Raw genomic sequence first — 12,276 nt, forward strand, 5'->3', positions numbered from 1 at the left:
GGAACCCGCCCGGAACCACCCACGCCAGCACCACGCCCCGTGGCCCCGGAACGCGGGCCCCACACCCCTTCGGCACCCCGCCCCGGCACCGCCCCGGAAACCCGCACCAACTGCCAGAGCGTTCCCCGGGAACCCGCATCAACTGCCAGAGCGTTCCCCGGAAACCCGCACCAACTGCCAGAGCGTTCCCCGGAAACCCACAGGAACTGTCAGAGCGTTCCCCGGGAACCCGCATCAACTGTCAGAGCGTTCCCCGGAAACCCGCACCAACTGCCAGAGCGTTCCCCGGAAACCCACAGGAACTGTCAGAGCGTTCCCCGGAAACCCGCATCAACTGTCAGAGCGTTCCCCGGAAACCCGCATCAACTGACAGAGCGTTCCCCGGAAACCCGCATCAACTACCAGAGCGTCCCCCGGAAACCCGCACCAACTGCCAGAGCGTCCGGATAGGCCGCGTAGAGTTGACGTCCATGGATAACCTTTTCAGTCACTTGGACGATGCCGTGCCCGTACCTCCAGAGCCGGCGGAGAGCCTCGAGCCGGTCGTCTGTACGGTGACGGTGCCAGTCCCGGTGGCGCAGGCGTTTGCCGGGTTCACGGACCATACCCACCTGTGGTGGCCACTGGAATCTCATGGCGTGTTTGGTGCCGGCTCGTATGTCGAGTTTGAGGAAAACCTCATCATGGAAACGGCTGACGACGGCAGGACAGCTGTCTGGGGCACCATCGATGACTGGCAACCGCCGTTGTCCTTCCACGCCTCCTGGTATCCGGGAACGACTGCCCTGTGGTCCACCGAGCTGAGGCTAGCTTTCAAGGCTATCCCCGAGGGGACCGAAGTGCGGTTGGTGCACGACGGCTGGGAGGGCGCCGAGGACCCGGCTGCCACTCGGGCCTCCTATGCCGCGGGCTGGCGTGGGGTGTTGGACCGTTTCGTGAGGTTCATGGGCGGGAACGGCAATGACGACTCCGCCGGCAAGTGACGGCGTGAGCTTCGTGGGCGGCTTAATCGAAGACCTCGTTGAGGCCCTCGGCACCGGGCATGTCAGCACGGATGCGGCGGCGCTGGCTAGATACGCGGTGGACCAGGCCCCCGTCCTGGACTTCCAACTGCCTGAAGCCGTGGTCTTCGCCCGCACGGTGGCCGACGTCCAGGCCGTCCTCAGGCTGTGCGCCAAACAGGGCGTCGCAGTTGTGGCCCGCGGCGCCGGGACGGGTGTTTCCGGGGGTGCTCACGCGAGCCGGAACTCCATCGTCCTGTCGATGGAACGGATGAACCGCATCCTTGACCTGAACGCGGACGACGAGACCGCCGTCGTCGAGCCCGGCGTCATTAACGCCGCACTCAATGAAGCGGCAGCTCCCCACGGCCTGATGTATGCGCCCGATCCGGCGAGCTTCCGAACGTCAACCATTGGCGGCAACGTTGCTACTAACGCAGGAGGACTGCGCTGCGCCAAATACGGCGTCACTAGGGACTCGGTGCTGGCACTGGACGTGGTGCTGGCGGACGGGTCCCTTCTCCATACCGGGCACCAGACGTTCAAAGGTGTGGCCGGCTACGACCTAACGGGCCTGTTCGTCGGCTCCGAAGGGACCCTGGGGATCGTGGTGGGCGTAACAGTGCGCCTCAAGTACCTCCCCCGTGACGTACACACCATCGCCGCGTTCTACCCTGACTTTCGGCAGGCCGCAGCGGGTGTCCTGGCCGTGGGCCGGGCAAGGGTCCAGCCAGCCATCATGGAACTGCTCGACGGCGGTACGCTGGCCCAGCTGGACCACCTCCACGGCTCGGACCTGAGCTCCCGTGGCGGTTCGCTGCTCCTGATCCAAACGGACGGGTTCGGCGCTGGGGCGGAGGCCGACGTCGTGCGTTCTGTCCTTGCCGCCGGCGGAGCCACGGTGAGTACCGAATCCACCGCGGAAGCAGAACAGCTGGTGGAACTCCGCCGGAACAGCCGCGGTGTGGAAGTGGACGACCAGTACCGGGTGGGCGAGGACGTTGCCGTGCCGCGGTCCCGTCTTGTGGACTACGTAGCGGCGCTTGAAGACCTGGCAGTGCAGCACGACGTGAATTTGAAGGTGGTGGCGCACGCCGGGGACGGCAACCTGCACCCCACGTTTTGGATTGACCGGGCGGACAGCGCCGTCGACGCGGGCGCAATGGACCGGCTGAACCTCGCCCTGGATGCCTCCGTCATAGCGGCCCTCGACATGGGAGGCACCATCACGGGGGAGCACGGGGTGGGCCAGTACAAGCTGCGTTGGCTGGGCCTGGAGCAGCCGGAACCGGTCCGGGAGCTCCAGCGGAGGATCAAGGAACTCTTTGACCCCGCCGGCATCCTCAACCCCGGTAAGGCCATCTAAGGCCGCCCGCACGCAACTGGGTAGCAGTAGATGTCGTTATGAGCGCTCAAAACGACATCTGCTGCTACCCAGTTGGGTTGTGTTAACACAGCCGTGCTGCGACCCCGGGCTCTTAGTCGTCGACGTCCGGGTACTCGTCGATGGACTCCTCGTCTCCATAGCGGGATTCCTCGGTCTCGACCTCGAGGATTTTGATCATGTCAGTGTCCGGGTTGAGCATGATGGCTGCCTCGTCGCGGCGGTGGCGCAGGACCGAGTCAATATAGGACTGCACAGCCTCGGCGAGCGGGATGTGGCGCGCCTGGTCCTCGGACATGTACCAGCGGTGCTCCAGGACCTCGTGGACTGCCTCCGCCGGCTCAAGCTTGCGGGACAGGTCCCGCGGGATGGAACGGACGATCGGTTCGAAGACCTGGCTGACCCACAGGTGCGCGCTGTATTCCTCGTCCATCCCCGGGTTGTTGTCTGCCCGGAAGGTGTCCATGTCGTTAAGCAGGCGCCTGGCCTGGTTCTCTTGGGCGTCAAGGCCGGTCAGACGCAGCAGCCGGCGCATGTGGTGGCCCGCGTCCACCACCTTGGGCTGGAGCTGGATGGTGGAGCCGTTCTGGGTGGTCTTGATGGCGTATTCCTCGACGTCGAAGCCGAGTTCGTTGAGCCGCCGGATGCGGGCGGCCACGCGCCACCGTTCGCCGAGTTCGAAGGATTCCTTCTCCGTCAGTTCCGCCCAGAGCCGCCGGTAGCTTTCCATGATGAGCTCGCTGGTGGCAACGGGGTCCACCTTCTCCTCGATCAGGCCCCCATCCAGGAGGTCCATCAGCTCACCGGCAATATTGACGCGCGCGATTTCGAGATCGTACTCACGCTGGCCGGTGGAAAGGTCGGGGTAAAGTTCGCCGGTCTCGGCGTCCACCAGGTAGGCGGCGAATGCGCCCGCGTCACGGCGGAACAACGTGTTGGACAGTGAAACGTCGCCCCAGTAAAAGCCGACGAGGTGCAGCCGGACCATCAGGAGCGCCTGGGCGTCGATGAGGCGGGTCAGGGTGTCCTTGCGCAGCATCTGGGAGAACAGGGCACGGTACGGCATGGAGAACTTCAGGTGGCGCGTGACCAGCACCGGGTTCAGCGGCCGTCCGTCCAGGGTGGTGCGGCCGGTGATGACTGCCACCGGGGTGACGCAGGGGACGTCCAGGCGGGCCAGCTTGCGGAGCATGTGGTATTCGTGGCGGGCTATATGCTCGGAAGTTTCCTTGATGGCAATGACGGAGCCGCCCAGGTGGGCGAAACGCACGATGTGCCGCGAGATACCGCGGGGGAGGGCCGCGAGGTTCTCCGCCGGCCAGTCCTCCAAGGCGATGTGCCAGGGCAGATCAAGGAGTTCAGGATCCGCCGCCGCAGCCGTGATGCTCAGAGAACTTGAGGCCGCGGCGAGTTTGGAGTCGTTGGCGCTTGCCGCCTCAAACCGGGGCAGTTTGCCCACCTGCGCGTAGTCGGTGGGCTCGTCGTGCCACTGGGCGCTGTTTTCATCGGTCATGAATCAATTCTTCCGTACATTGGGGCCGCAAGGGCAAACTGCAGAAACGCCGACGGCGGCCCTCCCGAAATGGGGAGAGCCGCCGTCGGTCAGGGCGAGCTTGGGCCCACGCCGCCAGGGTTTCTTGGCCGAAGCGGAGCGAGGTCAGGGCGCCGGTGAGCTCGGTCAGCGGTTGGGCTAGTCGCCCAGGCGCAGGCCGGTCTTGGTGTCGAACAGGTGCACATGGCCCGACTGCGGACGGACGTAGATGGACTCGCCCTTCAGCGGGGGGCGGCGGCCGTCGACGCGTGCCACGATGTCGTGGTCCTTGCCGTCCAGCGTGGTGTGGCCGTAGACGTATGCATCGGCGCCGAGCTCTTCAACAACGTCAACTTCAACCTTGAGGCCTTCGCCCTGGGGCGCGGTCTCGAGGTCCTCCGGACGTGAGCCCAAGGTGACGGTGCTGCCGTGGGCCTCTTCGAGGACATTGCGCGGCACGGGGTAAACCGTTCCGCCGAACTGGACACCGCCGTCGACGACGGGCAGTTCAAGCAGGTTCATGGCGGGGGAGCCGATGAAGCCGGCAACGAAGACGTTCTTGGGCTTGTCGTAGAGGTTGCGCGGGGTGTCAACCTGCATCAGCAGGCCGTCCTTCAGCACTGCGACGCGGTCACCCATGGTCATGGCCTCGACCTGGTCGTGCGTGACGTAAACCGTGGTGACGCCCAGGCGGCGGGTCAGGGACGCGATCTGCGTACGCGTCTGGACACGCAGCTTGGCGTCCAGGTTGGAAAGCGGCTCGTCCATGAGGAAGACCTGCGGGTTACGCACGATGGCGCGGCCCATGGCAACACGCTGGCGCTGACCGCCGGAGAGTGCCTTTGGCTTGCGGTCGAGGTACGGCTCAAGGTCAAGAAGCTTGGCTGCTTCACGGACGCGCTCGGCACGCTCCTCCTTGGAGACGCCGGCGATCTTCAACGCGAAGCCCATGTTGTCCGCAACAGTCATGTGCGGGTAGAGCGCGTAGTTCTGGAAAACCATCGCGATGTCGCGGTCCTTCGGCGGAACATCGGTGACATCGCGGTCGCCGATCAGGATCCGGCCGGCGTTGACGTCCTCGAGGCCTGCGAGCATGCGCAGGGAGGTGGACTTACCGCAACCGGAGGGTCCAACGAGGACCAGGAACTCGCCATCGGCGATTTCAATGTTGAGCTTGTCAACAGCGGGCTTCTCTGTGCCCGGGTACAGACGCGTAGCGTTATCAAAAGTAACTGTAGCCACAGTTATCAATCCCTTCACCGGCAGGTACGTGCCGGACGATCCGTAGTGAATGGTTCATGTAATTCAGTTATCCACGGCATTGCAGCCGTGTACTCCCCGGCCGAAGCCGAGGAGTATCGCGTGACGCCGCACGGTTCTGTGCGCCACATCACAAACAAGAGTATGTCAGAAGAATGCTGAATTGGTGCAAATGTTACGGACGTCACACGTGAGGTTGGACATAGGGGTCATTCAGTGAGGGTCCCTCACTGGGTGGCGGGGCCCTCCTCGGCCACCACCAGGCTCCGCTCCTGAAGAAGGGTCTCCAGCAGTTCCGCCACGTGGACGGGCGCCTCCACCCGGAACTCGGCCTGGGTGAAGTCCAAGCCAACCTTCACGCCCACGTCGCCGGCCTCGAGGCGGCCCAGGGCGTCCTCGTCGGTGACGTCGTCCCCGGCGAAAAGGACCGCAGTTGCCCCGGTGATCTGGCGCAGGAACGTGAGGCCTTCGCCCTTGGAAGCGTTGACCACGGAGGTTTCCAGGACGCGTTTGCCGTTCTTCAGGAAGACGCCTTTGCGGTCCTGGAGCACCGAGCGGGCCGCGGCCACCGCATCCTCGGCAACATCGTCCTCAGCGAGCCGGGTGTGCAGGACCACGCCGGCGGGCTTGTCTTCCAGGAGTGTTCCCGGCGCCTGCTCCACGATGTCTTCGAGGACACCGCGTACCTCAGCGAGGAGGACGCGCTGGCCCTCGTCGAGGGTCAGCTCCGCGGAGCCCGGGCCCAGCCAGGCTTCGGCCCCGTGGCTGCCGATCAGCAGGGTGTCCACCGGCGGCGAAGCCACCGCACGCAGGGAGGCGAGGGCGCGGCCGGAGAGGAGCGCCGTCGTCGTCCGTGGGAGGGCAGCCAGTCCCGCGAACGCGGTGGCGGAGCGCGGAAGCGGGCGGGCGTCTCCGGCGCGGTCGACGATCGGGGAAATGGTGCCATCGAAGTCCAGGGCCACCAACAGGTGTTCGGTCTGGGCGATGCGCCGCACGGCCTCCCGGAGTTCCGGGGACAGTGCTAGCGGTTGTTTGGCGTGGCGGCCCTCAGGAGTCATCGCGGACAACCTTTTCGTTCAGGGCCGCGAGAAAATCTGCTGACCAGTGGTCGACGTCGTGCTCCAGGATTTGCTTGCGCATGGCGCGCATGCGGCGTGCGGCGTCCCTCGGGGACATGTTGACGGCGTGCATGATGGTGTCCTTGAGGCCGTCGATGTCATGCGGGTTCATCAGCAGGGCCTGCTTCAGCTGGTCGGCCGCACCGGCAAACTCGCTGAGCACCAGGGCGCCGTCGTTGTCCTTGCGGGCTGTGACGTATTCCTTGGCCACAAGGTTCATGCCGTCCCGCAGTGCCGTCACCAGCATGACGTCCGCGGCAAGGTACAGCGCCACCATCTCCTCGACCGGGTAGCTGTGGTGAAGGTAGCGGACGGCTGTGTTCTGGATGGTGTCGTAGGTGCCGTTGATGTGGCCGACCGTACCCTCGATCTCTTCACGCAGGAGCCGGTACTGCTCCACCCGTTCCCGGCTGGGGCTGGCCACCTGGATCAGCGTGGCATCTGTGACGGCCAGCTTGCCTTCGTCGAGGAGCTCTTCGAACGCCTTGAGCCGGTGGCGGATGCCCTTGGTGTAATCCAGCCGATCGACCCCCAGCAGGATGGTCTTGGGGTTGCCGAGGTCCTGGCGGATCTGGCGGGCGCGTTCGATGACCTCCGGCTTGTGGGCCAGTTCGCTGATCTGGGCCACGTCAATGGAGATGGGAAAGGCCTGGGCCCTGGCGATGTGGGTGATTTCGCCGTCGCGGCCCTTCACATGCACCTGCTGCTGCTTGACGCTGGCGCCAAGGAACCGGCGGGCGGAGCGCATGAAGTTGCCGGCGTCGCTGGGACGCTGGAAGCCTACGAGGTCAGCGCCCATCAGGCCGTCGATGATGGCCTTGCGCCACGGCAGCTGGGCGAAAATTTCCGGCGGGGGGAAGGGGATGTGGTTGAAGAACCCGATCCTCAGGTCCGGCCGCGCCTCGCGGAGCAGCCGCGGCACGAGCTGCAGCTGGTAGTCCTGGACCCACACCGTGGCGCCCTTGTCCGCGTGGTGTACGACGGCGTCGGCGAACCTCTGATTGACCTTGCGGTACGCGTCCCACCAGGTCCGGTGGAACTCCGGCGGGGCGATGACATCGTGATAGAGCGGCCACAGGGTGGCGTTGGAGAACCCCTCGTAGTAAAGCTCAACATCGTCCGTGCTCAGCTGGACCGGGACCAGATCCATGCCGCTGTGGCTGAACGGCTCAACCGTTTCGTCGGGAGCGCCGTGCCAGCCAACCCACGCGCCGTCGGTCTTGGTCATCATGGGTGCGAGGGCCGTCACCAGTCCGCCGGGGGAGCGGCGCCAGCCGGAGCCGTCGTCTCCGCTCTCACCGGGCGTGCTGCGGTCAACGGGCAGTCGGTTGGATACCACCATGAAGTCGTACTTGGTGGGCGTATTGTGGCCGTGCGCGGCCGGATGGCCTTCGGGTACGGCTGTTGGTTTTTCTTGGACGGGTGTTTGCATTGCGGCCCCCTGGGGTTGCTTGTGCCTTTAAGCCACCTTAATAGGATGGATACTTTGGGGCCATTCCTCCGTGCGTTATCGGGGGCGAATACTTGAAAAGGCAAGCTCTCAGGTTTCTGTCCTAAAATGGGTGGAGTCGCCACAGAGTGGTCCCCCTATGTCGATCGACCCTAGGAACACATGAGCCCCGCAAATGAAATACGTAAGTCCAAGGCTGAGCGCACTTCGGAGGCGCGCGAGAAGGCCCGCCTGATCCGGGAGGCCCAGCTTAAAAAGGACAAGCGCAACAAGCTGCTGATCGGCTGGGGCATCGTTGTGGCCGTGGTGGCCATCCTTGCGGTGGTGGCCCTTGTGGTGACCACAACCATGCGGCAGAACGCCCCCATTGCCGACCAGGGACCGACGCCGGCCAACGGCAACGTCAACGGCGGCATCACCCTGCTGGCCAACGCGGACGTCGCGAAGCTGCAGCCGGCCACCGTTGACGCCGCTTCCGTGGGAGAGCCGCCGCAGACTGCCCCGGCAGAAGTGGTTGCGCCCGGCGCCGAGGCTGAAGCCGGCAAGCCGGTCAAGGTGGTCCTCTACATCGACTTCATCTGCCCGGTCTGCAAAAACTTCGAAGCACAGTACAACGAACAGCTGACGTCACTGCGCAACGAGGGCAAGATCTCGGTTGAATACCGGGCCCTCGGCTTCCTGGATAGCCGCTCGTCGACCAACTACTCCTCGCGTGCAGCCAACGCCGCCGCCTGTGTTGTGAACGAGTCCCCGGAAAAGTACGCCGAATTCGTTGATTCGTTGTTCGCCAAGCAGCCTGCCGAAGGCGGCGCCGGTCTCTCGGACAACGACCTGAAGAAGATGGCGACAGACATCGGCGCCAAGCCCATCGACACCTGTGTGGATGAGAAGACCTACCGCCCGTTCGTGAAGTTCACGACCAAGCAGGCTGCCGCCATCGGCGTTACCGGCACGCCCACCGTGTTCGTTGACGGCCAGCAATGGGGCAAGGGTGCCAGCGCGCAGACCCCGTTCCCGGACTTCCTGCAGGCTGCCATCGCCGCGAAGGGCTAACCTGCCCTAGCCTCTGCTGACATTGCAGTGATGGCCCGGTCCCGGATTCACTCCGGGGCCGGGCCATTTTGTTTTTCCATGCGCGGTTGCCCGCGTTTTTACCAGCGGGCGGTGCGCCGCGTTTTTACGAGCGGGCGGACTTGGGCTAACCTTATCTAGCGCCGTTCAGGCGCACACCCGGTAAGGGTGCGCCTCCTTAGCTCAGTTGGCCAGAGCACCGCTCTTGTAAAGCGGGGGTCGTCGGTTCGAATCCGACAGGAGGCTCCGATTGTGGGGTTTGACCTGCTGTTTTAGTGTTTTCGCCAAGCGTCATTCGCACTATTTACCCAGAGACTCACCCTTTACTCACCCCTATCGTTTTCGCCCTCGGCCGGTGCCGGACCTTCTTTTCCCGGGTTGGTCGCATTGAAGGCACCCAGTACGGCGCGCGTGTCGATGGCTTCTTTGTACTCCTCGACGTAGTGTTTCCGGGTCATGGACACCTTGGAATGCCCAACTTGATAAGCGGCTGCTTCTGCACCCATCGTTCGGGCAATAAGCGTTGCATTGGCCTTTCGGAAGGTTTTCAGCGTTACCCAGGGGTAGCCGATGGCGTCCGCGGCTTTGCGCCATGTCTTGCCGACGTTGTTCTGATCGCAGACAGTGCCTGTGGACGAGGGGAAGACCAGCCCCATTGGATTCGGCGCGCCGCTGCTTTCTTGCCTGGCACGTCGGGTGCGCAAGGCCGCGGCGAGATATGGGGGCACTGTCACATACCGGATCCCGTGCTCGGACTTGGGATGATCCTGAATTGTCACACCGCCGACGGATGTGCGAATGACGGTCGAGTGAACATGGACGGTAGGCGGATCCGCGTCGAGATCTATGTCTGTCCAGCGCAGTGCAAAAAGCTCGCCGGTGCGCAGCCCGGTGTTGACAAGGAAATCCGCGATTTCGTGAAGGTCTTGGGATCTGTTGCGGCCAAGCGCCGGCTCCTGTTCCCATGCGATGAGTTTTGTTCTCATGTCCAGAAACTGCTTCGGATCCAGGGCCTGGGGCTTTGCCGCATGACTCTTCGGAATGGAAATTCCAAGAACGGGATTGATGCTCACGGCGTCGTGGCGGAGCGCGATCTTGAACATCCAGGACAGCACTGCCCCGCAGGTGCGAGCCGTAGCCGGGCCTGCTGTATCGACAACGTTTCGAATGAAATGGTCAACAACGCCGGGCGTCGCCTCACCGACGCGAATCGATCCGATTCCCGGGGAAATGTACTTCTTGACTGTGAAGCTGTACTTGTCTTTCGTCCGGGCGGCCTTGTCCGACCTCTCCAGTTCGGCCAGGAAGACTTCGGCCAAGTGACTGATTTTGCTGGTTGAGGCGACAATTGCGTTTCGTGGAGTCTGTCTCTTTTGCAGCTTGATCTGCAGGTTTCTTGTTGCCGCTGCGGCCGACGGTCCCCGGGCTTCGACCTTGCGTGTCGTCCCATCGAGGTCTCGATATTTCGCCCGCGCCCGCCAGCTTCGTGCCGTCGCTTTGTCAGTGCGAACTAGGCCCCACGTGCCTAGCGGCAGGGGATACTTGCTCATGATCAGGTGCGGCGGCTATTGCTCTGCATGCAGTGCGAGCCATGCGATGAAATCGCTGTGACTGATACGCAGATGCCGACCAATGCGATAAGCGGGCGGCCCGACACGCTTGGCGCGCCACTGGTAGAAGGTTTGCTCCGGGATTTGGAGCTGGGCGCAGATGTCTTTCGGCGTGAGCCATGTTTCGTCGGTGGATTCTGCGGTCCGGCCGCGTTCTGGAAGCGAGGTCATTTGGGTCTCCGTCGTGTCGCCTCGTTCGTGCCAGCACGAATGCCAACTCTGTTCCTAGCTCATGGAATCCAAGCGATCAGACGGCATGACGGTGGCGTGGAAGCTCGCTGCGAGGGCCTCCAAGTGGTGCTGCACGTGTTCGGGGGAAGTGCTGAAAAAAGCCGATGAATGTTGCACCAGTCCGGCGTCCCGAAGCAAGTGGAGGTGTCGGCGGACGTTCGACGGCGACGCGTCGAGATGGATGCCGATCTGGCCGCAGGTCGACGGGCCGTTCCTGAGGAGGAAGCGGATGATTCGGCTTCGTGTTCGGTTCATCAAGATGCTCGACATGGAGGCCACAACCTGAGGAGTGATGAAGGACTTGCTTCTGTAGACGGGTCTACACCTGCAGGGTACTCCCCTTGGGCGTCATGTTGGAAGAGGCCGGCGGCGGAAATGATCGCCAAAGGACGGGAGGAGATTGCCATGAAGTACTACCCGCAGATAATAGCTTTCAACAAAGCAGCCTCGACGCTGGGTGCTGAACCGTACTGGGACTACGGCTCGACAGACGAGCGCGTCGAATGTCTGCGGGCGCTTGGCGACGTGCTGACCGAGGTCTCGTACCACCTACACGCGAATGCGGTGCTGCCGCCGGCGACCCTGGAGGCATGGCAGAATGTGGCGGATCCAGGGATCCGGGAGCTACGGCTGCCGCCGTCGTCCGGGTCTGTTCTGATGTCTTACCTGGACCGCCGGATTGAGCAACTGATTGCAGCGCCGGATGACGCACGGAATACTGGGGCGATAGGGATCACCCAACCTAACCGGGCGGATGGCCTATGAAACTGCTGAAGGGTAGGCCATGCGGACGGACGAGACGGGGCCTGGTGACATGTTGTCACTCCAGGCCCAGCTTGCCCGTCGTCTGAACCTGTTGCTCGACGTCGTCGTTGCTGAACGCGGCAAGCCCGTGACGTTCCGGGAAGTACAGGCCGAGCTCGAGGCTAAGGGCATCAAGTTGTCCCGCGCGCGCTGGTTCTACATGAAGGAGGGCACTGGGCGTTTGGTCAGTGATCCGGTGCTATTGGCTGGGCTCTGCAACATCTTCAACGTAGACCCCTCCTACTTGATCGGTGACGACGCCGAGCTGCCTGAACGCATCGATTCGCAACTCGAGTTCGTGAAATCACTCCGTGCGGCCAGAGTGAAGTCCTTTGCCGCGCGTACGTTGGGTGACGTATCGCCTGAGACGTTGAAGGCCATTTCTGAATACCTCAACAGGGACATTGGGCGCCATCCTGGAGCGGAAGCGGCTGCTGCTAGTCCTCCAGAAGATACTGAAGATGAGCGGCCAACAGCTCCTTGATCCTTGCCGAGTTAGCTGAATACCGAGGCGACCGGCCATGCCGCCGGCCCGGTTCGACGTCGACTATGATGGCGCCAGACTCCTCCAGCGCAAGAAGGTGTTTCGCCACGCTGGGCTCGCCGGCACTAACCCCTTCCACGATGTCCCCGCGGGTTGCCGGACCGTGCGCTGAAAGATAACGCAGGATCTCATTGCGGGACCTGTTGCCGAAGGTCGCGACGGCGGCTTCGACGTCGGCCGACCATGCGGCGTCGTGAGGCTGCGTAATCCTGGGCATGCAACCATTCTTGCCGAAGGCCAGTCGAAAAGTAAGACCGGGAATCTTGACGATA

The 12,276-nt window shown here is 63.4% G+C and carries 13 protein-coding genes and 1 tRNA gene; 6 read left to right on the forward strand and 8 right to left on the reverse strand.

Annotated features, from left to right (window positions below; genetic code table 11):
* The first annotated feature begins 470 nt into the window (after window positions 1-470).
* Window positions 471-983 carry an SRPBCC domain-containing protein gene (locus IAQ70_RS13650; protein ID WP_190989863.1) on the forward strand — a complete coding sequence of 171 codons (513 nt, stop codon included), beginning with the start codon at window positions 471-473 and terminating at the stop codon, window positions 981-983.
* Window positions 961-2,367 carry an FAD-binding oxidoreductase gene (locus IAQ70_RS13655; RefSeq protein WP_190989864.1) on the forward strand — a complete coding sequence of 469 codons (1,407 nt, stop codon included), beginning with the start codon at window positions 961-963 and terminating at the stop codon, window positions 2,365-2,367. Before IAQ70_RS13650 ends, IAQ70_RS13655 begins: the two co-directional genes overlap by 23 nt.
* Before the next feature lie 112 nt (window positions 2,368-2,479).
* Here the strand turns inward: IAQ70_RS13655 and IAQ70_RS13660 are convergent, their stop codons facing one another.
* The 4 genes from IAQ70_RS13660 to IAQ70_RS13675 all read right to left on the reverse strand — a co-directional run bounded on the left by IAQ70_RS13660 (window position 2,480) and on the right by IAQ70_RS13675 (window position 7,726).
* Window positions 2,480-3,898: a DUF4032 domain-containing protein gene (locus tag IAQ70_RS13660; protein ID WP_190989865.1), complete on the reverse strand. Its 1,419-nt coding sequence runs from the start codon at window positions 3,896-3,898 to the stop codon at window positions 2,480-2,482.
* Between the two features lie 177 nt (window positions 3,899-4,075).
* Window positions 4,076-5,158, reverse strand: a complete 1,083-nt coding sequence (locus IAQ70_RS13665; protein ID WP_190989866.1) for an ABC transporter ATP-binding protein — start codon at window positions 5,156-5,158, stop codon at window positions 4,076-4,078.
* 245 nt (window positions 5,159-5,403) lie between these two features.
* Window positions 5,404-6,234 (reverse strand): trehalose-phosphatase, encoded by an 831-nt coding sequence (gene otsB, locus IAQ70_RS13670; protein WP_190989867.1) that lies wholly within the window; start codon window positions 6,232-6,234, stop codon window positions 5,404-5,406.
* Window positions 6,224-7,726, reverse strand: a complete 1,503-nt coding sequence (locus IAQ70_RS13675; protein ID WP_190989868.1) for an alpha,alpha-trehalose-phosphate synthase (UDP-forming) — start codon at window positions 7,724-7,726, stop codon at window positions 6,224-6,226. Before IAQ70_RS13675 ends, otsB begins: the two co-directional genes overlap by 11 nt.
* A 180-nt stretch (window positions 7,727-7,906) precedes the next feature.
* Between IAQ70_RS13675 and IAQ70_RS13680 the strand changes: the two genes are divergently transcribed.
* Complete coding sequence (locus IAQ70_RS13680; protein ID WP_190989869.1) at window positions 7,907-8,797, forward strand: DsbA family protein; 891 nt, start codon at window positions 7,907-7,909, stop codon at window positions 8,795-8,797.
* Between the two features lie 190 nt (window positions 8,798-8,987).
* A tRNA-Thr gene (locus IAQ70_RS13685) sits at window positions 8,988-9,061 on the forward strand.
* Window positions 9,062-9,138: 77 nt separating this feature from the next.
* On the opposite strand, the gene IAQ70_RS13690 is transcribed toward IAQ70_RS13685, so the two are convergent.
* From IAQ70_RS13690 to IAQ70_RS23335, 3 genes are read right to left on the reverse strand one after another with little or no spacing between them, the layout of a single operon-like run.
* The gene (locus tag IAQ70_RS13690; protein WP_190989870.1) at window positions 9,139-10,365 is read right to left on the reverse strand and encodes a site-specific integrase; all 1,227 of its coding nucleotides are present in this window, start codon (window positions 10,363-10,365) and stop codon (window positions 9,139-9,141) included.
* A gap of 15 nt (window positions 10,366-10,380) precedes the next feature.
* Window positions 10,381-10,596 (reverse strand): helix-turn-helix domain-containing protein, encoded by a 216-nt coding sequence (locus IAQ70_RS13695; RefSeq protein ID WP_190989871.1) that lies wholly within the window; start codon window positions 10,594-10,596, stop codon window positions 10,381-10,383.
* Between the two features lie 54 nt (window positions 10,597-10,650).
* Entirely contained in the window at window positions 10,651-10,926 is a 276-nt protein-coding gene (locus IAQ70_RS23335) for a winged helix-turn-helix domain-containing protein (RefSeq protein WP_223860058.1), read from the reverse strand.
* Between the two features lie 135 nt (window positions 10,927-11,061).
* On the opposite strand from IAQ70_RS23335, the gene IAQ70_RS13705 reads away from it, so the two are divergent.
* Window positions 11,062-11,421 carry a hypothetical protein gene (locus tag IAQ70_RS13705; RefSeq protein WP_190989873.1) on the forward strand — a complete coding sequence of 120 codons (360 nt, stop codon included), beginning with the start codon at window positions 11,062-11,064 and terminating at the stop codon, window positions 11,419-11,421.
* Window positions 11,422-11,440: 19 nt separating this feature from the next.
* Complete coding sequence (locus IAQ70_RS13710) at window positions 11,441-11,944, forward strand: hypothetical protein (RefSeq protein WP_190989874.1); 504 nt, start codon at window positions 11,441-11,443, stop codon at window positions 11,942-11,944.
* Here the strand turns inward: IAQ70_RS13710 and IAQ70_RS23340 are convergent.
* Complete coding sequence (locus IAQ70_RS23340) at window positions 11,898-12,221, reverse strand: ArsR/SmtB family transcription factor (RefSeq protein WP_190989875.1); 324 nt, start codon at window positions 12,219-12,221, stop codon at window positions 11,898-11,900. The two genes, IAQ70_RS13710 and IAQ70_RS23340, sit on opposite strands and share 47 nt — an antisense overlap.
* Window positions 12,222-12,276 lie beyond the last annotated feature (55 nt).

The organism is Pseudarthrobacter sulfonivorans (genome assembly GCF_014712225.1).
GTDB classification, from domain to species: domain Bacteria; phylum Actinomycetota; class Actinomycetes; order Actinomycetales; family Micrococcaceae; genus Arthrobacter; species Arthrobacter sulfonivorans.